This window comes from Candidatus Rhodobacter oscarellae, from assembly GCF_001078595.1.
GTDB lineage: Bacteria > Pseudomonadota > Alphaproteobacteria > Rhodobacterales > Rhodobacteraceae > Rhodobacter_B > Rhodobacter_B oscarellae.
The window spans coordinates 2,416,543-2,438,042 of sequence record NZ_LFTY01000002.1; the positions used below are offsets into that span (position 1 = coordinate 2,416,543).

Annotated in this window: 18 protein-coding genes; 7 read left to right on the forward strand and 11 right to left on the reverse strand. The window is 64.7% G+C overall.

What is annotated here, in order from left to right; translation table 11 throughout:
- Positions 1 to 5: 5 nt before the first annotated feature.
- The 4 genes from rpoD to AIOL_RS16375 all read right to left on the reverse strand — a co-directional run bounded on the left by rpoD (position 6) and on the right by AIOL_RS16375 (position 6,367).
- A complete protein-coding gene (gene rpoD, locus AIOL_RS16360; RefSeq protein ID WP_049645499.1) occupies positions 6 to 2,012 on the reverse strand; it encodes an RNA polymerase sigma factor RpoD in 2,007 nt (668 codons plus the stop codon).
- 143 nt (positions 2,013 to 2,155) lie between these two features.
- Entirely contained in the window at positions 2,156 to 4,123 is a 1,968-nt protein-coding gene (dnaG, locus tag AIOL_RS16365; RefSeq protein WP_049643966.1) for a DNA primase, read from the reverse strand.
- Positions 4,124 to 4,313: 190 nt separating this feature from the next.
- Positions 4,314 to 4,865 carry an SH3 domain-containing protein gene (locus AIOL_RS16370; RefSeq protein WP_049643967.1) on the reverse strand — a complete coding sequence of 184 codons (552 nt, stop codon included), beginning with the start codon at positions 4,863 to 4,865 and terminating at the stop codon, positions 4,314 to 4,316.
- A gap of 113 nt (positions 4,866 to 4,978) precedes the next feature.
- On the reverse strand, positions 4,979 to 6,367 hold the full coding sequence (locus AIOL_RS16375; protein ID WP_049643968.1) for an aspartate aminotransferase family protein: 1,389 nt from the start codon (positions 6,365 to 6,367) through the stop codon (positions 4,979 to 4,981).
- Positions 6,368 to 6,864: 497 nt separating this feature from the next.
- Here AIOL_RS16375 and surE point away from each other — a divergent pair, with 497 nt between their 5' ends.
- The 4 genes from surE (at position 6,865) to AIOL_RS16395 (ending at position 12,566) form a co-directional block, all read left to right on the forward strand.
- Positions 6,865 to 7,650, forward strand: coding sequence for a 5'/3'-nucleotidase SurE (gene surE, locus AIOL_RS16380; RefSeq protein WP_049645500.1), 786 nt, complete (start codon positions 6,865 to 6,867; stop codon positions 7,648 to 7,650).
- A gap of 8 nt (positions 7,651 to 7,658) precedes the next feature.
- The gene (locus tag AIOL_RS16385) at positions 7,659 to 8,300 is read left to right on the forward strand and encodes a protein-L-isoaspartate(D-aspartate) O-methyltransferase (protein ID WP_049643969.1); all 642 of its coding nucleotides are present in this window, start codon (positions 7,659 to 7,661) and stop codon (positions 8,298 to 8,300) included.
- Between the two features lie 100 nt (positions 8,301 to 8,400).
- Entirely contained in the window at positions 8,401 to 9,528 is a 1,128-nt protein-coding gene (locus tag AIOL_RS16390) for a LysM peptidoglycan-binding domain-containing M23 family metallopeptidase (RefSeq protein WP_326973132.1), read from the forward strand.
- A 338-nt stretch (positions 9,529 to 9,866) separates the two neighbouring features.
- Positions 9,867 to 12,566 carry a Hint domain-containing protein gene (locus AIOL_RS16395; RefSeq protein WP_049643971.1) on the forward strand — a complete coding sequence of 900 codons (2,700 nt, stop codon included), beginning with the start codon at positions 9,867 to 9,869 and terminating at the stop codon, positions 12,564 to 12,566.
- Positions 12,567 to 12,593: 27 nt separating this feature from the next.
- Here AIOL_RS16395 and AIOL_RS16400 read toward each other — a convergent pair whose 3' ends face one another.
- From AIOL_RS16400 to AIOL_RS16415, 4 genes are read right to left on the reverse strand one after another with little or no spacing between them, the layout of a single operon-like run.
- The gene (locus AIOL_RS16400; RefSeq protein ID WP_049643972.1) at positions 12,594 to 13,430 is read right to left on the reverse strand and encodes an ATP-binding protein; all 837 of its coding nucleotides are present in this window, start codon (positions 13,428 to 13,430) and stop codon (positions 12,594 to 12,596) included.
- Entirely contained in the window at positions 13,431 to 14,354 is a 924-nt protein-coding gene (tatC, locus tag AIOL_RS16405; RefSeq protein WP_049643973.1) for a twin-arginine translocase subunit TatC, read from the reverse strand. It lies immediately after the preceding gene.
- A 6-nt stretch (positions 14,355 to 14,360) separates the two neighbouring features.
- Positions 14,361 to 15,053 carry a Sec-independent protein translocase subunit TatA/TatB gene (locus AIOL_RS16410; protein WP_049643974.1) on the reverse strand — a complete coding sequence of 231 codons (693 nt, stop codon included), beginning with the start codon at positions 15,051 to 15,053 and terminating at the stop codon, positions 14,361 to 14,363.
- Positions 15,054 to 15,077: 24 nt separating this feature from the next.
- Positions 15,078 to 15,308, reverse strand: coding sequence for a twin-arginine translocase TatA/TatE family subunit (locus AIOL_RS16415; protein ID WP_200898762.1), 231 nt, complete (start codon positions 15,306 to 15,308; stop codon positions 15,078 to 15,080).
- Positions 15,309 to 15,488: 180 nt separating this feature from the next.
- Here AIOL_RS16415 and AIOL_RS16420 point away from each other — a divergent pair, with 180 nt between their 5' ends.
- Entirely contained in the window at positions 15,489 to 16,184 is a 696-nt protein-coding gene (locus AIOL_RS16420; RefSeq protein WP_049643976.1) for a helix-turn-helix transcriptional regulator, read from the forward strand.
- Here the strand turns inward: AIOL_RS16420 and AIOL_RS16425 are convergent.
- Together AIOL_RS16425 and AIOL_RS16430 are read right to left on the reverse strand one after the other, a co-directional pair.
- Positions 16,176 to 17,258, reverse strand: a complete 1,083-nt coding sequence (locus AIOL_RS16425) for an ABC transporter ATP-binding protein (protein ID WP_235439054.1) — start codon at positions 17,256 to 17,258, stop codon at positions 16,176 to 16,178. The two genes, AIOL_RS16420 and AIOL_RS16425, sit on opposite strands and share 9 nt — an antisense overlap.
- A gap of 107 nt (positions 17,259 to 17,365) precedes the next feature.
- Complete coding sequence (locus tag AIOL_RS16430) at positions 17,366 to 18,145, reverse strand: SDR family oxidoreductase (RefSeq protein ID WP_049645502.1); 780 nt, start codon at positions 18,143 to 18,145, stop codon at positions 17,366 to 17,368.
- On the opposite strand from AIOL_RS16430, the gene AIOL_RS25965 reads away from it, so the two are divergent.
- Both AIOL_RS25965 and AIOL_RS16435 read left to right on the forward strand, forming a co-directional pair.
- Entirely contained in the window at positions 18,132 to 18,323 is a 192-nt protein-coding gene (locus tag AIOL_RS25965; protein ID WP_152912556.1) for a hypothetical protein, read from the forward strand. The genes AIOL_RS16430 and AIOL_RS25965 overlap by 14 nt on opposite strands.
- 188 nt (positions 18,324 to 18,511) lie before the next feature.
- The gene (locus AIOL_RS16435; protein ID WP_049643977.1) at positions 18,512 to 19,534 is read left to right on the forward strand and encodes a Hint domain-containing protein; all 1,023 of its coding nucleotides are present in this window, start codon (positions 18,512 to 18,514) and stop codon (positions 19,532 to 19,534) included.
- Here the strand turns inward: AIOL_RS16435 and AIOL_RS25970 are convergent.
- Entirely contained in the window at positions 19,531 to 21,285 is a 1,755-nt protein-coding gene (locus AIOL_RS25970; RefSeq protein WP_049643978.1) for a Hint domain-containing protein, read from the reverse strand. The two genes, AIOL_RS16435 and AIOL_RS25970, sit on opposite strands and share 4 nt — an antisense overlap.
- Positions 21,286 to 21,500: the final 215 nt, after the last annotated feature.

Below are 21,500 nucleotides of genomic sequence, written 5' to 3' on the forward strand. Positions count from 1 at the left end.
GCGTTTTACTGATCCAGGAAGCTCCGCAGCTTGCGGCTGCGCGAGGGGTGCTTGAGCTTGCGCAGCGCCTTCGCCTCGATCTGACGGATCCGCTCGCGGGTCACGGAGAACTGCTGGCCGACCTCCTCTAGGGTGTGGTCGGTATTCATCCCGATGCCAAAGCGCATGCGCAGCACGCGCTCCTCGCGGGGGGTCAGCGAGGCCAGCACGCGGGTGGTGGTCTCTTTGAGGTTCTCTTGGATCGCAGAGTCCAGCGGCAGCACCGCGTTTTTGTCCTCGATGAAGTCGCCGAGCTGCGAATCCTCTTCGTCGCCAATCGGCGTCTCGAGCGAGATCGGTTCTTTGGCGATCTTCATCACCTTGCGGACCTTCTCGAGCGGCATCTGCAGCTTCTCGGCCAGTTCCTCTGGCGTCGGCTCGCGGCCAATCTCGTGCAGCATCTGGCGGCCGGTGCGCACCAGCTTGTTGATCGTCTCGATCATGTGCACCGGGATACGGATCGTGCGGGCCTGGTCGGCAATCGACCGGGTGATCGCCTGGCGGATCCACCAGGTCGCGTAGGTCGAGAACTTGTAGCCGCGGCGGTATTCGAACTTATCGACCGCCTTCATCAGGCCAATGTTACCTTCCTGAATGAGATCAAGGAATTGCAGGCCCCGGTTGGTGTATTTCTTGGCAATCGAGATCACCAGGCGCAGGTTCGCCTCGACCATTTCCTTCTTGGCCTGGCGGGCTTCTTTCTCGCCCTTCTGGACCTGCTGCACGATGCGGCGGAATTCGGAGATGTCGACGCCCACATAGGTGCCGACCTGGGCCATCTCGGCGCGCAGTTTCTCGACCTTGTCCGTCGAGCGCTCGATAAAGGCCTGCCAGCCGCGCCCGGCCTTCTCGGCCATGCGGTCCAGCCAGGTTGGGTCCAGCTCGGCGCCCTTATACTCGTCGATGAACTCGCGGCGGTTGATGCGGGCCTGGTCGGCCAGCTTCACCATGTTGCTGTCGATCGACATGATGCGGCGGTTGATGCCGTAGAGCTGGTCGATCAGCGCCTCGATCCGGTTGTTATGCAGGTGCAGCTCGTTCACCAGCTCGACGATCTCGGAGCGCAGCTTCTGGTATTTCTGCTCGGCCTTCTCGGTGAACGAGTCGTCCTCGTTCAGCGTGGCCGACATCCGCAGGTCCTGCATCTCGGAGAGCATGGCATAGTCGTCAGCGATGCGGTCGAGCGTCTCTAACACGCGGGGCTTGAGCGCCGCCTCCATCGCGGCCAGCGACATGTTGGCCTGGTCGTCCTCATCGTCGTCGTCATCGGTCTGGATCGGGTTGCCGTCGGCGTCCAGCTCTGGCTCGGCAGAGGCCTCTTTCTTGGGCTGCTGCACACCGGCGGCTTCAACATTGAGGTTCTCGACGACGGGCTCGGTGCCCTCCTCGCCGTCCTCGTCCATCGAGTTGCCGAATGTGGTCTCGAGGTCGATCACGTCGCGCAGCAGGATGTCTTCGTTGAGCAATTCGTCGCGCCAGATGGTGATCGCCTGGAAGGTCAGCGGGCTCTCGCAGAGCCCCGCGATCATCGTGTTGCGACCGGCCTCGATGCGCTTGGCGATGGCGATCTCGCCCTCGCGGCTGAGCAGCTCGACAGAGCCCATCTCGCGCAGATACATCCGCACGGGGTCGTCGGTGCGATCAAGCTTTTCGGTGGCGGAGGCCGCCACGGCGACCTCGCGCGAGGCGGATGCCTCTACCAGGTCGGTCGCGCCCTTGTTTTCCTCTTCCTCGGCCTCTTCGTCCTCGATGATGTTGATGCCCATCTCGGACAGCATCGACATCACGTCCTCGATCTGTTCGGAGTTCACCTGATCGGGCGGCAGGACCGTGTTGAGCTGGTCGTAGGTGATGTAGCCCTTCTCGCGCGCCTCAGCGATCATCTTCTTGACCGCAGTCTGGGACATATCCAGCATCGCCTCCTGGTCGGAGTCGTCCTGCTTGCGATCTTCGTTGGTGTCCTTGGCGGCCATTGCGGGCACTCCTTGCTCGGTCTTCGCGGGGGCGTTTACGCGCCACATATAGGGTTGGATAGGCCCAATGCGAATCATTTAACGCGAATCAGTGATTCGCACACCCATTTACCCTTTTTTATTGAGAGCTTCCTTACCAAACCTTACCGAGGCGTACGGTGTGGTTTCGAAAACGCAATACCATCGACAAGAGCATCCAGCGCTTTTCGCTCGCTACGGTTGATTTTCGCGCCGTTTGGCGCGGTTTCAAAGTCGATCTCTTCCTCTTCATGGCCCTTTTGCGCGGCACGGCGGGCCTCTGCGGCCTGCGTCAGGCGCCAGGTCAGCCCCTCGTCGGCAAGTGATTCGATATCCAGGATCGCCTCGCGCACCTCGTGCTCGGCGCCCAGGCTGGCGGCGATCTTGGCGAATTCCTCGGCGATGCAGGCCTGGGTTTCATCCGGGTCCGCATCCGCGCGCAGCGCCGGGATCACGCGGATATGGCCCTGTGCCATAAGGGTTTCAAGCGGGTCGGTGCCCAGCTCGCCGGCCACGGCACTGGGTGGGTCCTCGGCCGTCGCATGCCGCAGGATGGCGCGCCGAAGCGCCTCGTGATCGGGGGTGGTGCAGGACAGGTCGTCCAACTCCGGCTCGAATCGGTCCAGCAGCTGCGGCTGCACCAAGAGCCCCGTCAGAATCACCGACTCACGCAGGCGCTGCTCGACCTCGCCAGATTGCGCCGCCAGGGCGGATTGCTTCGCGCCGGGCGTCGGCCCCTGCGGCTCCCCGCGGCGCTGCCATGCGCCGCGCCCCTGCCCCGACCCGCGCGGCTTTTGCGCCTGACGCGCTGTGCCAAAAAGGTCCCACCTGAGGCGCTTGATCTCTTCGCCATAATGGCCCCGCAGGCTTGGGTCCTGGATCTTGCTGATCGCCTCCCGCAGCGCCTTGTCCAGCGCGGCCTTGCGTTCGGGGCTGTCAAAGTTCTTGCCCTCGGTCTCGCGCCGCCACAGCAGAGACACCATCGGCTGCGCCTGATCCAACAGCTTTTGCATCGCGCCGGACCCACCGGAGCGGATCACATCGTCGGGGTCCTGCCCCGGCGGCATAATGGAAAAGCGCAGGGACCGCCCCGCCTCGAGCAGCGGCAGCGCCAGGTCGATCAACCGCATCGCGGCGCGCAGCCCCGCCGTGTCGCCGTCAAGCGCCACCAAAGGCTCTGGCGCGATCCGCCATAGCATCTGAAGCTGGGTCTCTGTCACCGCGGTCCCCAGCGGCGCCACTGCGCCGGTATAGCCCGCCTCTGACAGCGCGATGACGTCCATATAGCCCTCGGCCACGACAAGCGGCTGGCCCTTGCCCGCGGCCTCTCGCGCCGCGCGCACGTTAAACAGCGACCGGCCCTTGTCGAAAAGCTCGGTCTCGGGCGAGTTGAGGTATTTCGCGTTGTCGCCCGGGTCCATCGCCCGCCCGCCAAAGGCGATGCAGCGGCCCCGCGCGTCCCGGATCGGGAAAATGATGCGCCCGCGGAACGTGTCATAGGGGCGCCCGCCCTTCTGGCTCGGCTTGGCCAGGCCCGCGCCAAGGATCAGGTCATCCTCGACCGACTTGGCCTTGAGATGATCCCAAAGCCCCTGCCAGGCGTCCGGCGCAAAGCCGATCTCCCAGCGCTCCTGCGCCGCCTCGCTGAGGCCGCGCCGCGCCAAGTAATCCCGCGCCTCTGCCGCCCCAGCCGTCTTGAGTTGCAACCGAAAATGCTGGACCGCCTGCTCCATTACTTCGGCAAGCCGGGTTATCCGGTCAGCCTTCTCCTGCGCCTTGGGGTCGCGCTCGGGCACCTGCATGCCGACTTCGCGGGCAAGAATTTCCACTGCCTCCATGAACGAGACATTCTCGGTCTCGCGCACGAAAGAGATCGCGTCGCCCTTCGCGTGGCAGCCGAAGCAGTAGTAATAGCCCTTGCGGTCATCCACATGAAAAGACGCGGTTTTTTCCTGGTGGAAGGGGCACGGCGCCCACATGTCGCCCTTGCCTTGGTTCGATTTGCGCGCGTCCCACATCACCTTGCGCCCCGCGACCTGCGACATAGAGGTGCGTGTGCGTAGCTCGTCAAGGAATCCGGGGGGCAGGCTCATGTACAGAATATCGTCATTGCACCTTGCCGAGTCTAGGGGAACGGCCGGTCTTATGTGGGTTTGGCGCAAGAATTATCGCAACACCGCCCGCGCGCGCCAACAAAGATGGCCAGTGGTTGGCAAGGACCCGGCAAGGGTCGCGCAGCTTCTGATTGGAGATTTTGGCGCCCGCCCGGGCCGCTAAGCTGGTCTAAAGGAGCTCGATATAACGCTGGAACACCCAGCCGACCTGGTCGGAGCCCTCAAGCGCAATCGGCACCCAACCGCCGTTCACTCTGCCCACGACCTCGACCACATCGCCACGACGCAGGCGCGCCACTGAGGGGTGCCGCTTTGCGGGCCCAACGCGCACATTCAGCGCATCCCCCAATATGCGGCCCTGGCGTTGGCCGTCGCCCATGGCTGCATCGACATTCTTAGTGGAGACCACCAAGCTCGACAGCAGAGGGTCTGGCGCCGCCAGCGCCGCGAAGAGCGGCGCTTGCACGGGTTCAATCTGATGCACGGGCTCTGGGATATCCGGCATTAAGGGCATCGTCACCCGAGACGGCGGGTTGATGAAGATCGACCCGTCCATGCTGACCGGTTGGGAAATGACTTCCGGAAGCAAGACATCCGACTGCAATGACACGGCGTATTCAGGCTCCGGCAGGGTGCGAGATACGATAGGGCTTGGCAATAAGGTCTCGGGCATGTCCTCACCCAGGTCCACATGGGGGCCCGCAATGAGCGCTAAAATCATCGCAAACGCAATTAAGGCGAAACGCATACCGTCCTCCGACTATCGTCATGGGCGTCTTGAGTATCAACTATGACGATAGTCAGTTAATTGGGCGCTAATTGGGCCGTGTGGTTTTACGAACAAAGCCCCTCGTTTTTTGCCCATTCATACGCCGTATCCAGCGCGCTTCGGGCCCGCGCCACAAGGGTCTCGATCTCATCGGGCGTGATCACAAGCGGCGGCGAGATGATCATTCGGTCGCCCACATGGCGCATGACTAAGCCGTTGGCAAAGCTGGCCTCTCGGCATTGGTAGCCGACCGTGCCGACCGGCGCGTCGAAAATGGCCCGCGCGGCCTTGTTGGGGGACAAGGCGAGGCCGGCCATCAAGCCAATGCTGCGCGTCTCGCCAACCATCGGGTGATCGCCCAGGCTCTCCCAGGCAGTCTTCAAAGCGGGCGCGGCCACGGTTTTGACATGGTTGACCAGGCCCTCCTCTTCGATGATTCTTAGGTTCTCCAGCGCCACGGCGCAGGCCACGGGGTGGCCCGAATAGGTGTAGCCATGGGTGAATTCGTCCTGGTTGAGCACCTCGGCCAGATGATCGGACACCACCGAGCCGCCGATCGGCGCATAGCCCGAGGACAGCCCCTTGGCGATGGTCATCATGTCCGGCTTCAGGTTCAGCGTCTGGCTGCCAAACCACTCGCCAGTGCGCCCGAAGCCGCAGATCACCTCGTCCGCGATCAGCAGGATCTCGTGCGCGTCGCAGATGCGCTGGATCTCCGGCCAGTAGCTGGCGGGCGGGATGATCACGCCCCCGGCGCCCTGGATCGGCTCGGCGATGAAGGCGGCGACGTTCTCTTCGCCCAGCTCGGCGATCTTGTCCTCCAGCTCGCGGGCGCGCATCCGCCCAAAGGCCTCGGGATCCATGTCGCCGCCCTCGGCGTACCAATGCGGCTGCCCGATATGCTCGATATCGGGGATCGGCATGCCGCCCTGGGCGTGCATCCCCGCCATGCCGCCAAGGCTGGCCGAGCCCATTGAAGAGCCGTGATAGGCGTTCACCCGGCTGATGATCACCTTCTTCTGGGGCTTGCCGCGCAGGGTCCAGTATTGCCGCACCAGCCGGATATTGGTGTCGTTGGCCTCGGACCCCGACGAGGCGAAGAACACGTGGTTGAGATCCCCCGGCGCGAGATCCGCGATCCGCTTGGCCAGGCTCAGGGCCGGGATATGCGAGGTCTGAAAGAAGGTGTTGTAATAGGGCAGCTGGCGCATCTGCGCCGCGGCGGCCTCGGCCAGCTCGTCGCGCCCATAGCCGATGTTGACGCACCACAGGCCCGCCATGGCGTCCAGCAGGCGGTTGCCGTCGCTATCGGTCAGCCAAACGCCCTCGGCCCGCGTAACGATCCGCGCGCCCTTCTGGGCCAGCTCGTTGCCTGCGGTGAACGGGTGCAGGTGATGCGCGGCGTCGATGGCCTGCAGCTCTTCGGTGGGTAGATTGTTGGTCAAGATGTTCATTTCAGAGCCTCGCGCATTTTCGGGCCACCCTAGGGAATGCGCGTTTGGGGTCAATAACGATCATCCATGCACCGTCGGCTTAAGGCGGGGCGTGAGACTAGTGATCAGTGCGCTCTGAACTGTCCGAAGCGGGCCGATGTGGCGCGGCAAAGGGAGAGCGGGCGGCGCAGCAAGATTAAGCCAAGGGTCGGTTTTGGCTTGGAGCGAATTTTGGACGTCACAATTTTCTTGCAAGAAAATTGCGAAACTCTTGCAAGAGTTTCTTTGGCGCGACACGAGATGATCCGCCTAGGGCGATCGCTTGGCCGCTAGCGGGCCCAACTTTCCTTGGAAGGAAAGTGCAAATCTCTTGCAAGAGATTTGGCGCGCCCAAAGGACCGCTGTAGGCCAAAACAAGCCACACCCAAAACGCAGAATTTCCGTCGGAGGCTCACCCAGTATTCCCTTTGCCGCCCCGGCGCCGTATGGACGATGCGATACATATTCAGGGCGGGCACATGCGCATTCTAATCACCAATGACGACGGCATCGACGCGCCTGGCATCAAGATCATGGAGGCCGTCGCGAACGAGATCGCGGGCGCCGCCGGAGAAGTCTGGGTCGTCGCGCCCTCCTTTGAGCGGTCGGGCGTCGGTCATTGCGTCAGCTACACCAATCCCGCGCGGATCGCCGAACGCGGCCCGCGCCGCTTCGAGGTCGAGGGCTTCCCGGCGGATTGCGTGCTGGCGGGCATCTATGACGTGCTGGGCGGCGCGCAGCCGGACCTGATCCTGTCCGGCGTGAACCGTGGCAACAACTCGGCCGAGAACACGCTCTATTCCGGCACCATAGGAGCCGCGATGGAGGGCGCCCTGCAGGGCTGCAAGGCCATCGCGCTGAGCCAGTTCTACGGCCCCGCCAACAACGCCATTGAGAACCCGTTCGATGCGGCGGCGCAGACCGGCGCGCAGGTGATCCGCGACATCCTGGCGGCGGACAGCTGGGGTGCGGACCCCTACCCGATCTTCTACAACGTCAACTTCCCGCCGGTCCCGGCGGCCCAGGTCAAGGGCACCCGCGTGGTGGCGCAGGGGCGCCGCCCAGGGGTGCGCTTTTCGGCCAACCCGCATGAGGCACCGAACGGGCGAAAGTACCTCTGGATCGGCGGCGGCGCCCAGGCGGTCGAGAGCGGCCCCGACACCGATTGCACCGTCAACATCGCGGGCTACACCTCGGTGACGCCGATGCGTTGCGACCTGACCGCGCATGACGCGCTGGACGCGCTCAAGGCCACGCTGGGATAGCGCCGACGATGATGGACGCCGAGCTCAAGATGCAATTCCTGTTCGCGCTCCGCTCTAAGGGCATAATGGACAAGCGCGTGCTTGAGGCCATGGAGTCGATCGACCGCGGAGCGTTCCTGCGGGGCGGGGTCTTCTCGGCGCGCGCCTACGAGGACATGCCGCTGCCAATCGCCTGCGGGCAAACCATCAGCCAGCCCTCGGTGGTGGGCCTGATGACCCAGGCGCTGGACGTGCGGCCGCGCGACAAGGTGCTAGAGGTCGGCACGGGTTCTGGCTATCAGGCGGCGATCCTCAGCCAGCTCGCCCGGCGGGTCTACACCGTCGAGCGCCACCGCCGCCTAGTGACCGAGGCGCGGGCGGTGTTTGACGCGCTGGGGCTTGTAAATATCACCACCCTGATCGCCGATGGCAGCTTTGGCCTGCCCGAACAGGCGCCCTTTGATCGCATCCTCGTCACCGCCGCCGCCGAGGACGCGCCCGGCCCGCTCTTGGCGCAGCTGCGCGTTGGCGGTATCATGGTGGTGCCGGTGGGGCAGTCCGACGCGGTGCAGAGCCTGATAAAGGTGACGCGCAGCGAGGCGGGCTTTGACTATGACGAATTGGCCCCCGTGCGCTTTGTGCCCCTGCTGGAGGGGCTCGGACAGGACTAGAACAGGCCCCGCGGGGCAAATCGAGAGGCCCGGAGCGAACCGGGCTCGGATGCGAGGACGAGCAATGGCAGAAATCCGCCGACCCATTTTGCGTGGCATCTTGCTGGGCACGAGCCTGTTTGCGCTAAGCGCGTGCTCTGATGGTTTTGACCTGGACTTGCGCAACATAGCGGGCGGGCCAGACACCTCGGAGGCCGTGCGCCAGCAGACACAGCGCCGCCCGAACCCGGACGACCGGGGGCTGATCTCTTACCCAAGCTTCCAAGTGGCCGTGGCCAAGCGCGGCGACACCGTGGCCGACGTGGCCAACCGCATTGGCCAGGACCCGGTCGCGCTGGCCCGCTATAACGGGCTCGACGTAAGCACGCAGCTGCGCGGCGGCGAGGTCGTGGCCCTGCCCGAGCCGGCAGACGGCCGCGGCACCCTGGCGGGCCTGCCCGCGAACGACGCCATCGACATCACCACCCTTGCCGGCGACGCGCTGGACCGCGCCGACCGCGAGGGCGCGACCGGCACGCTGCCGCCTGTGCAGGCGGGGCCTGAGCCGATCCAGCACCAGGTCGCGCGCGGCGAGACCGCGTATTCGATCTCGCGTCTCTACAAAGTCTCGGTCCGCGCGCTGGCGGATTGGAACGGGCTGGGCTCGGATCTGAACGTGCGCGAGGGGCAGTACTTGCTGATCCCCATCGCCAAATCCGCGCCGGTGGCGCCCGCCGCCCGCGCCCCCGAGCCCGAGGTGTCCGTGCCCGGCGCGGGCTCCATCGCGCCCGAGCCGCCCAGCGCCAGCACGCCTTTGCCGGAACCCGAGCCCGAGCCGGAGGTCAAAGAGACCCCCGCCCCGCCCGCCGAGTTGGCCCAGGACCGCACCGCCGCCTCAAGCACGCGGCTGTCCATGCCGGTGAATGGCAGCATCATCCGCGACTATGTGAAGGGCAAATCGGACGGGATCGACATCTCCGCCAGCGCCGGCACCCCGGTGAAGGCCGCCGCCGCCGGCACCGTGGCCGCGATCACGCGCGACACCGATGGCGTGCCGATCCTGGTGCTGCGCCACTCGGGCAACCTGCTGACGGTCTATGCCAATATCGAGGACGTGGCGTTCAAGAAGGGCGACAGCGTCAGCAAGGGCCAGACCATCGCCAAGGTGCGCGGCGCCTCGCCAAGCTTCCTGCATTTTGAGGTGCGCGAGGGCTTCGACAGCGTGGATCCGATCACCTATCTGAACTGAGCGCGGCGGGAGTCGAGCCGACTGGCTCCAGGATGGAAACAGTCGGAGCGACTTCGCGGAATAGTTGCGACAACTGCGACGATTCCTGGGCAAGCCCCCGGTTTATTGAGTAATTCGGATACAATTTTTCTAAAAATAACCTGATTGTCGCCAATCCGGCGCCAAGCTCCCCTGCCAAATTCCACCTCGCGGCAGAGATTTGGGGGCCGCAGATATGAATGTAATCGCTTTAAAAACTCAACGCCTTAACCCGGCACAGGAACCTTCCGCCCGACGGGTGCGCCTGACGGTCTGGATGCAAGTGCAATGGTGCACCACGCTGACGATAGAGACGCGTCATGGCGACCTATGACGTCAGTTTCTATGATGTCGATCCGCTTGGCATCTTCAATCAGACGGTCAATGGGACGGCGACCTGGTCCGGGCCCGCGACCGCTGACGGCACGGCCACGATCACCGACACCGAAACCGGCATCCAAGAGTTCACGCTCGACGATGACAACGCCGGCGGCGAGACCGCGACCGCGGATGTAACCGTCGGCGGCAACACCTCTACTGGCTCGAACGTGGATGCCGAAGAGGTCTGGACCATACGCGACACCGTCACCGGAGAGATTTTTGAGGTCACGACCCTTCAGGTCGAAAACGGTGCCGCCGCGGGCTATTACACGCTCTCCGAAGTGCCCCTGGTGGTTGGGCGGTCCTACGAAACGCTGGCCTATAATTCCAATCCCGATGTCACGGCCGGGGACCCGGCATGGAGTGCTAACGACTATATCTCTCCGGATGGGATCGTAACGGGCACCAGCGGCGCGGATACAATCGACGCCAGCTATGCGGGCGACCCCGAGGGCGACCAGATTGATGACGGCGGCGGCAGCGGCCCCAGCGGTCACGGGAACATTGTCTATGCTGAGGGCGGCAATGACTCGGTCGCCTCCGGGCTGGGCAATGACCTGGTTTACCTGGGCACCGGTGCGGATACCGGATTGGGCGGTGCGGGCGACGATACCATCCTGGGTGGCACCGGGGCCGACCTGATCTATGGCGACAATGGCGATTTCGCAGCGGGTGGCGGCAATGACTCGCTCTCCGGGGGCGACGGCGCCGACACGATCTATGGCGAGAGCGGCAATGACGTTCTAGCGGGCGATGCGGGCGCGGACTCGCTTTTGGGCGGCGCGGGCAACGACACGCTGGATGGCGGCGCGGGCAACGACACGCTCGATGGTGGGGCGGGTGCGGATTCGATCCTGGGCGGCGGGGGCAGTGACAGCATCATTGGCGGCGCGGGGGCGGACACGATTGACGCGGGCAGCGGCGCTGACAGCATCGCCGGTGGCACCGGGGCGGACCAGATCACCGCCGGGGCGGGCAGCGACACCGTGGATGGCGGCGCGGGCAACGACACCATCCTGGGCGATGGCGGCGCCGGGCGCACCGAGGTGCTGGACTGGAGCGCCGAAGGCGCCGACGGCACCAATGTGGCCGCGGGCTTTACGCAGAATACCGGCGACATCGACGTCAGCCTCAGCTTCACCAACGATGGCAACAACGACCCCATCTTCACGATTGAGACCACTGATGCTGTCTATGTAGAGGCCGGCGAGGAGTTCGACGCCAATTCCTCGCTCTTCCTCTTTGGTGATGGCGACGCGGCGACCTCTACCACGACGATGGATTTTGCCGCCGCGACCGGCGCGCAGGTCGAGAACGCGGTCGAGAACGTCTCGTTCCGGATCAGCGATATCGACTTTGCGGCGGGCAACCACCAAGACACGGTGACGATCAACGCCTATGACGCGAACGGAAACCCCGTGAGCGTGACGATCACGCCCGCGGGCAATGACACGGTGTCTGGCAATACGATCAGTGCGGGTCCGACCGGCGAGACCTCTGCCGACGCCGCAGGCTCGGTCCTGGTGGAGATCGCGGGCCCGGTGAGCCAGATCGAGATCGTCTATTCCAATGCGCTGACCGGCACCCATGGCATCAATGTAAGCGACGTGTTCTTCGAGACGATCCCGTCCACCGCCGTTTCAAGCGACAGCTTGGACGGCGGCGCGGGCGCGGATGTGATCGACGGGATGCATGGCGCCGACACGATCACCGGCGGCACCGGCAATGACACCATGACCGGCGGCGCGGGCGACGACGTGTTCGTGCTGGCCGATGGCGGCTCGGGCGCGGATGTGATCACCGATTTCGACACCGCGGACACCAATGGCGACGGGGTCTTTAACGACCAGTTCGACGTCACCGGGCTGACCGACGCGGCCGGCAACCCGGTGAACGCCTGGGATGTGGTGGTCAGCGACGACGGCTTCGGCAACGCGCTGCTAAGCTTCCCCAACGGCGAGACGGTGATCTTGCAGGGCGTCGCCCCGGCCACGGTCACGGGCGCGCAGGCGCTGAGCGCGGCGGGCATCCCCTGCTTCACCGAAGGCACGCTGATCCGGACACCAAAAGGCGACGTGCCGATAGAGAGCCTCAAGGTCGGCGACCTGGTCCTGACCAAGGACAACGGTGCGATGCCACTGCGCTGGGTCGGTAAGCGCCGTTTGGAGCGCCGCGAGCTGAAGCTCTTCCCAGAGCACTCCCCGGTCTTCATACCAACGGGCGTCAGCGGCAACTATGCCCCGCTTCTGGTGTCGCCGCTGCATGGCTTGCTAATCTCTAATGGCCTACCCGGATGGGGGGCCTTCGCGCGGGCCAAGCATCTGGCAGAGGCCCCCGGCCCAGTGCGCGTGGCGCATGGCAAAAAGCGCGTGACCTACATCCATCTAATGTTTGACGCCCATCAGGTCATCTATGCCAACGGCGCCGCGGCGGAGAGCTTTTACCCTGGCGAGCAAGCCTTGGCGATGTATCCCGACGCCATCGTGGACGAGTTAAAGGACGTCGTGCCCGGCCTTGGCGAAAAGCCGGTAGAGGACTGCTACGGCCCAACGGCGCGCCCGTTCATGAAGCGCAAGCAGGTGCTGCGCGACGTGGCCTTAGGCCATTCAGGACTGTCTGAGATTTCGTTAGCCGCGTAGGGTCGCCCAACGGCGCGCTACACCCCGCTAAAGGCTGGTGCCGCGCCGCCCAGCAAGATCGGTGAAATACTGCCAGGCCACGCGTCCCGACCGCGCCCCGCGGGTCGCCTGCCATTCGATCGCCTCGGCCCAAAGCGTCTCTTCGTCGATCTGCACGCCATAGGCCGCGCAGTAGCCGCGGATCATCTGCAGGTACTCGTCCTGGCTGCAAGGATGAAAGCCCAGCCACAGCCCGAAGCGATCCGAAAGCGAGACCTTCTCTTCCGTCGCCTCAGACGGGTTGATCGCCGAGCCGCGCTCGTTCTCGATCATGTCCCGCGGCATCAAGTGCCGCCGGTTCGAGGTGGCATAGAACAGCACGTTGTCCGGGCGGCCCTCGATCCCGCCATCCAGCACCGCCTTTAGCGATTTGTAATGGGTGTCATCATGGCTAAAGCTTAGGTCGTCACAGAAAAGCAAGAAGCGCTCGGCGCGGTCGCGCAGCAGGTTCATGAGCCGCCCGATGCTGGGCAGATCCTCGCGCTGTACTTCGATGATCTTCAACACCGAATAGGTCTCGTGCACGTCGGCATGCACCGCCTTGACCAGGCTGGACTTGCCCATGCCGCGGGAGCCCCAGAGCAGGGCGTTATTCGCGGGCAGGCCGCGCGCGAACTGCATCGTGTTCTCAACCAGGGTGTCGCGGGCGCGGTCGATGCCCACAAGCAGGGACAGATCCACGCGGTTGACCTTGGCCACGGGCTCCAGCCGGTCGGGTTCGATGTGCCAAACGAAGGCCTCGCCTTCAAAGCTGGGCGTGGGCGAAGGCGGCGGGCTGACCCTTTCCAACGCCTCGGCGATGCGGCGCATCAGATCATCGGACACTTAGGTGCGCTCCTCGGGATGTCCCTCGCCGTCATCGGCATCCGTGTCGGCATCCTCCTCGGTCCAGCCTTCGGCATCATCCGCGTCGTCGTCTTCATAGTCTTCCTCAAAGAACGCGCCCTCTGCGCGCAGCTTCGCCTCGCGGTTTTTCTCGATGCGTTTCACAAGCTGGATCGAGATCTCGTAGAGCCCATAGACCACGACGAATAGGATCACCTGGGTGAAGACGTCGGGCGGCGTCACCAGCCCGGCGACCACCAGGATCGCCACCACGGCGTATTTGCGCACATTCACCAGGCCCTCGGCGCTGACCAGCCCGGCCTTGCCCAGAAGCGACAGCAACACCGGCAACTGAAAGCACATTCCGAAGGCCAGAATGAACGTCACCGTCAGCGACAGGTACTCGCCCGCCGAGCCCTGGAAGTCGATCTGCGCGCTCTCGCCCTGGCCCACCTGCTGGAAGTTCAGGAAGAAGTCATAGGCCAGCGGCATCACGACATAATAGGCAAAGGCCCCGCCCAGGAAGAACATGAAGGGCGAGGCGATCAGAAACGGCATGAAGGCGTTCTTTTCGGACCGGTAGAGCCCCGGGGCCACGAACCGCCACAGCTGGAAACCGATGAAGGGGAACGCCAAGGCAAACCCGATCATCAGCGAGATGCGGATGGTGACAAAAAAGCCCTCCTGCAGCTTGATCAAGATCAGGTTGCAGTCCTGCCCCCGCGAGATCAGCGTGTCGCAGATCGGGCTGGCAAGGAAGTTAAAGAACGGGCGCCCCAGCGAGGGCGTGACCTCGACCGTGAAGACCGCAAACATCGCGATCACGAACGCGATGGCCGCCTTGATCAGCCGGTTGCGCAGCTCTGCGAGGTGCTCGATCAGCGGGGCAGAGCTGTCTTCGATCTGGTCTTCGGTCTGGCTCATGCGATCTTAGCTCGCCTTATCCGCTTTGGGTTTCGCCGCGGGTGTGGATTTGGGCTTTGGCGTGGCCTTGGCGGCTGCGGGTTTTGCCTTGGTTGCCGCGGGCTTTGCTTTGGCCGCGGCGGGTTTCGCCTTGGCAGCTGCGGGCTTGGCCTTGGTTGCTGCGGGCTTTGCCTTGGTGGTCTTGGGCTTTGGCGCCGGCTTGGCCGCGGGCTTTGCTTCGGCCTTGGGCTTGGCGGTCTTTGCCTTGGCAACCTTTGGCTTTGCGGCTTTGGCAGTGGTGGCCGGTGCCTCGGCGCCTTCGGCCTCGGCCTTGCTGGCCTTCTCCGCGTCAAGCTTCTCCTGGCCCTTGCGCGCCATGTTCTCTTTGATCTTACGAGCCTGCTCGGCGCGCAGCTTGGCGGTCTCGCTATCGGCCACCTTGGGCTCCTTGCCCGGCTCCCACTTGTCAAAGGCGTCGGCGGCGTCCTTCAGGGCGTCCATGCCCATGGCCTTGGGGTTGGCGATTCCCTTGAGGTCCTTGGCGATGTCGCTGGCGCCGGTGGCGTTGGCGGCATCGTTCATCGCGCTGGAGAACTCCCGCGCCATGCGCCGCACCTTGGCGGTCATCTTGCCCAGCGATTGGAACATGACCGGCAGGTCTTTTGGCCCCACAACAATGAGGGCCACCACGCCGACCATCATAAGCTCCATCAAGCCCATGTCAGAAACCCTTCCAGGCGGGATTTACGCTTTGTCTTTTTCGTCCTCGGGGGTGACGTCCTTGGCCGCCTCGGCCTGGGCTTCCTCCAGCTCCTTGGTGCCTTCGGCGACGCCTTTCTTGAACGAGGTGATGCCCTTGCCGACCTCCCCCATCAGCGAAGAGATCTTGCCGCGGCCGAACAGCACCAGCACCACAACGGCGATGATCAGCCAGCCAACGGGCGGGATATTGGTGATAAACATTGCAGAGTGCATGTGACTTCCTCCGGTGGGGGCCTGCGGCCCCAGTTCGAGTTCGTGACTATTGGGCAAGTCAGTTAGGCGCATTCTGCACGCGCGAAAAGGCCACGCGGGCGAATTTCCTGGTTACGGGCACGAATTTGTGACAGTATCCTGTCAGTAGCCTTCCCTTCGAACCCGTAGCCGCAGGACCCGATGCGCCGCAGTGACCGCCTTATCGCCGTTGTGCAGATCATGCGCGAGGGGCGCCTGTTTCGCGCCCAGGACATCGCCACGCGCCTGGGCGTCACCGTGCGCACGATCTATCGCGACATGGACACGCTGATGGCCAGCGGCCTGCCGATCGAGGGCGCGCGCGGGCTGGGCTATCGCATCACCGCCGAGATCACCCTGCCGCCGCTGAACCTGACGATGACCGAATTGGAGGCGCTGCATTTCGGTATGGCGGTGGTGGGCGAGGCCGCGGATGACGAGCTAAAGGCCGCCGCCGCGTCGCTCTCTGCCAAGATCGACGCGGTGCTGCCCGAGGATCGGCGCGCCCCGCCCACCGGCTGGGGGTTTGCGGTCTACCCTTTTGCGGACGCGGCGAAGGGGTTCCAGCACATGCCCGGCATCCGCGGCGCGATCCGCGCGCGCCAGAAGCTGCGGCTGGTCTATCAATCGCTGGACGGCGCGGTCACGACCCGCACCGTGCGGCCGCTGGAGTTGGAATATTGGGGGCGGGTCTGGACGGCCACCTGCTGGTGCGAGCTGCGTGACGACTTCCGCGTGCTCCGCGTCGACCGGATCGACGCGTTGCAGGTCCTGCCTGCGCTGTTCGTCGAGGAGGACGGCAAGCGCCTAGAGGACTATGCCGCTAGGCTGGAGCAGGAAGAGAAGCCGTCACTCTGACGGGAAGACGAAACAGCGGTCCCGGCGGAACATCAGCCAAAGCGCCATGCCGGGCTTGGGCAGGAACACCGACGGCACGGCGGCCTTCAGGATCGAGCCGTCGTAATCCATGCGGAACTCCACCAGGCTCTCGGACCCCATGAAGCGCGCGCGCTCGACCACGCCGCGCGCGGGTGTGCCTTCTCTCGGTGTGGGGTTGGGTCCGCGCCCGCCGCGGTCAAAGTCGATCTTCAGGTGCTGCGGGCGGATCACGATCTCGACCTGGGCACCGTCGGGCTGGCCGGGCACCAAGAATTGACCAAAGGGGGTCTCGGTCAGAGCGCCTTGCACCTCGCTGCGGATCACGTTGATGTCGCTGAAGAAGGCCGCGGCGGCCTTATCCACCGGAGCGTTGTAGACGTTGTAGGGTGCGCCCTGCTGGACGATCTTGCCGTCGCGCATCAGGGCGATCTCGTCGCCCATGCGCATGGCCTCTTCCGGCTCGTGGGTGACCAGCAGGACGGCGGCGCCTTCGTCCTTGAGGATCTCCAGCGTCTCATCCCGGATGCCGTCGCGCAGGCGGTTGTCGAGCCCCGAGAAGGGCTCGTCCATCAGCATGATCTTGGGGCGCGGGGCCAGGGCGCGGGCCAGCGCCACGCGCTGCTGCTCGCCGCCGGACAGTTCATGCGGGTAGCGCCGCGCCAGCGCGCTGAGATGCACGCGTTCCAGCATCGCGCCGACGCGCGCGCGCCGTTCGGCCCGGGGCCCGCGCAGCCCATAGCCCACATTGTCGGCCACGCTCATATGCGGGAACAGCGCGAAGTCCTGGAACATCAGCCCAACGGGGCGGTCCTCGGGCGGGCGACTGGTCTTGCCGTCGCAGATCAGCTCGCCATCGCTGTAGATCGCGCCGCTATCCTGCTGGTCAACGCCAGATACGCACCGCAGCGTGGTGGACTTGCCGCAGCCCGAGGGGCCAAGCAGGCAGGTCACCTGCCCCGCGCGCACCCGCAGCGAGACGTCGTCCACCACAGCCCGCCCACCGAAATGGCGCACCAGATGCTGCACTTCCAATCTGAACGCGTCGCCCGGCACGTCTACCCCTTAAGAAACCCGAGCCTTTCGCTCGGGCTTGCCGCAAATAGCAAGGCCTCCACGGCACCGCAAGCAAGGTCGCCCACCCTGGCGAACCAAGCGGCCGCTTAAAGGGTGGAATTCACCCCACCGCCATCAAGCAGGATGTTCTGGCCGACGATAAAGCCCGCGTGCTGCGAGCACAGGAACGCGCAGGCCGCGCCGAACTCGTCCGCAGTGCCATAGCGGCCCGCCGGGATGGTCTTTTCGCGATTCGCGCGCGCCTCGTCGGGGGTGATCCCCTGCGCCTTGGCCACGCCGCCATCCAGCGACGTCGCGCGGTCCGTGGCGTGGATGCCGGGCAGCAGGTTGTTGATGTTCACGCCCTTGCCCGCGACCTGGCGCGAAGTGCCCGCGACATAGCCCGTCAGCCCAGCGCGGGCCGAGTTCGACAGCCCCAGCACACCGATGGGCGCCTTCACCGATTGCGAGGTGATGTTGACCACCCGGCCCCAGCCGCGCTCCATCATGCCGGGCACGCAGGCCTTGATCAGCGCGATCGGCGTCAGCATGTTGCTGTCGAGCGCCTGAATGAAGTCCTCGCGCTCCCAGTCGTGCCACATGCCTGGGGGTGGGCCGCCGGCGTTGTTGACCAGGATGTCGACCTGCCCCGCGGCCTCAAGAACCGCAGCGCGGCCCTCCTCCGAGGTGATGTCCGCCGCAACCGCCTGAACATCAACGCCAAACTCCGACCGGATCGCCGCCGCGGACGCCTCAAGCGCCTCGGCGCCGCGCGCATTCATGACCAGATCCACGCCCGCCGCGGCGAGCGCCCGGGCGCAGCCCTGCCCCAGCCCCTTGGACGACGCGCAAACAATCGCCTTCTTGCCCTTAATGCCAAGATCCATCGCCTTCACCTCTCTGGTCGCGAGTTCTGTTCCGTTCCATTCCGCCTATCACCGCGGCGCGGCGGCGGGAAGGGCGCAGCGGCAGATCAGAGCCAAATCAGGGCCAGTTGGCGCCAAAAAAGAACACATGCTAAAAAAGCCACAATTTCGCCAAATCATCGCCAATCCATTGCTTTAGGCCGGACTGTGACTGGTCGCGAAACAAATTCGGGCACCACTCGCTCGAAGCAACGCGGATAGTTGACCAAGATGTATGATCGCTCTAACCATGACCAATCTTCGGCGTGTGGGGTGCGCCAAGGGATTCGTGACTCTTCGGTCTCCATCTTGCACAGCCACGAAACGTAGCATCGCGAGTCGGTGGGCATGAGCATACTTGGATTTGACAATCGGGCTACCGCGCAGGGTTTGCGGGTGTTCCGTGCGTCTGACTTCCGCGTCAGCAATGGCGCCAACCTCGGCGACCCGCTGGGCGAAGCAAGCGACATCATCCTTGACGACATCTATCAGCTGACGCCCGCGGCCCGAAAGTGGCGGCTATCGGTGGCCAATGTGGACGGCGGCAGCCATCTGGTGATCTGCGAGGGCTCGCAGCTTGGCACCATCGAGGCCGAGGTCCATCTGGATTGCTGCGCCACGCTGATGGCCCCGGACGGCACCATCGTCGAGGCCATCGTTTTGATCGAGACCGAGCGCGAGACCGGCGTGATCGCCGAGACCTACATGCTGCCGCTGGCCGAGATCGCGCCCCGGACGGACTACGCGCTGGTGGATGTCAGCACCGAGACGCCGCGCGCCAGATTCGCCGGCCTGGCCTGCGTCAGCTTCACCCGCGGGACGCATATCACCATGGCCACGGGCGAGCAGCGCCGCGTCGAAGAGCTCCGCGCCGGCGACCGGGTGCTCACCCGCGACAACGGCATCCAGCCGGTGCGTTGGGTCGGGCAACAGACCGTGCGCGCCACCGGGGCCTTCGCGCCCATCGTGATCAAGAAGGGCGCGATGCATAACGCCCACGACCTGCATCTCAGCCCCAACCAGCGCCTGTTCGTCTACCAGCGCCAGGACCGCCTAAAGACCGGCCAGGCCGAGGTGGTGGTGAAGGCCGAGCTTTTGGTAAATGGCGATACGGTGAAGCGCTCTGATGGCGGGTTCGTGGACTACTTCCAGATCCTGTTTGACAACCACGAGTTCATCTTTGCCGAGGGCATCGCGACCGAGAGCCTGACGGTGGACCGCCGGACCTCGCCCGCCCTGCCGCGGCATGTGCAGGAAAAGCTCGGCTTCAGCCGCCTGTCGCCGAACCGCCCCAGGCCGGTGGATCTGGGCGAGGGCATGCTCGACAGCGCGATTGCCGCCGACATCCTGCGCAAGGCGTCGATGCTTTAAGCCGTAAGCCGTTCCCGAAGGTAACCGGGCAAAAGCCGCGCGGACGATATTCGCGGCATCGGGTTCTCTTGTATCGTGGCCTCGCCCCCGTAGAGATCCAGGTACTCTTGGTAATTGTCGAAGGCGCGACGGCCCGGCATATCCAGGTAGGTCTCGGACGCGGCTCCATTGGCGAGGATCACGTCATGGGCCTCGGTCTCGATGTGGTAGACGGTCTGGACCTCTGGCGTCTGCGCCAAAGACACCCAGTCAATTGAACAAGCGTTCACCAACGCGGAGGCGTTCACCACGAAGCCGCCGAGCATCATCCCATGGTCGCCTGTGACATAGAGGTCCGAGTGGTTGCCCAGCGCCCCTGCCGAAATCCGCACGAGTTGCGCCCGCTCCCCCGCGAAGCGCTTTGAGATCGTCTGCCGCCCGATCCATTTCACCGGCACGGCGCGCCCGTCGGTGCGTACCATGTCCCCGATCTGCAGGGCCTCTACCGCCACCTCGCCCGCGGGCGTGGCGATCATCGTGCCTTCGGCGTAGCACAGCGTATTCGTGTTGGTGGCGCTAAGCTGAGCCTGGCTGGTGTTGCGCATGATTAGCATGGACCCGGCCCCGAGGTTGATCTCAAGATCCGCGCCGTTTTCGGTGCTGGCGGCAATCACGTCAGAGATATCGGTAAAGAAGCCGGCAAGGTCCACGATGTCTTCCGAGCCGTCGAAGTCACTGATCTCGTCGGTCGTGACCGCCCCGCCAAAGCTGTCGCCGGTGAAGAGATCCGCCCCGGCGCCTCCGACCAGCGTGTCATTGCCCGCCCCGCCGTTCAGCGTGTCCGCGCCGTCGCCGCCCTCCAGCCGGTCGTCGCTGTCGCGCCCCGCCAGCATGTCATTGCCACCGGCGCCCAGAAGCGTGTCGGCGAAAGCGCTGCCATAGATGTCCTCGTGGAAGAACGCGCCCTGCACCTGGGTCAACCCGCTGCCGGCGCTCTGCCCGGCCAACAGCACCATGCGCGCGAAGTCGTCCGCATCCCGCGCCGCCGCGCCGGTCAGGGACTGGATCGCCGCCGCCATGTCGGCGTAGTGCGGCGCGAAGGCGGTGGACTGCAGCGTGGTGCCAAACGCGTCCGTCAGCGAGCGCGACGTCGCGCCAATCAGGTAGGTCTCGGGCGTGCCGTCGCCATCGGCGTCGAAATCAAGAAAGTTCCCGCCGCCGCTCATCCCGCCGACCACGTCACCCACGTCGATCTGGAAGTAACCGCCGTCATCACCGTTCACATCTTGCTCGATGAACCCCTGCCCAAAGCCCAGCAGGTCACCCGAGGTCTGGTGCAGCACACCCGCCTGCATGTTCAGCGCATTCATCTGCTCGGGGTAGCCGGTGATCGTGACCGTGCCGGACAGGTCATCCGGGTCCATCGCCACCAAAAGCGGGATCGCCGGGCCGTCATAGAACCCGCCGCCGGTGATCGTGTCGCCCACATGCATGCCGATATCGAAGCCCGCCAGGACGGTACTGCCGTTCAGATACGGCCCCCAATCGGCCGAGTTCGCAGGCAGCGTAAAGTCGATCTCGGTGGTGCTGTGCAGCTCCGCGGCGCTGTTCAGCCAGGCCTGAGGCTCGGCGTTGGAGCTGCCCCCGGGCGTAGGGTTGTGGTTGGCCGAAAAATAGATCCCGCCGCCGATATGCGTGCCCGAGAAATAAACATCAACCGAGGTGACGTGCTCGGTCTCGGTAGAGGCCGGATCGACGATGTGAAGAGGCATGATTGGGCTTTCTTGGTCGTACCTTTGGTGATCCAGGCAGGCCGCATCACCCAGCCGCGCCGCGTTGATCCCGATCGAATATCGAGCAGCACTGCTGGATTGTCTAGCGGTGCTGCGGCCGCCGCCAACCGACCCATTTCACGGGCACGCAGCGCCCGCCGGTTGTGACGACCGAGCGGCCAATCGCCAAGCCTCCACGGCAACCTCCCCGATGG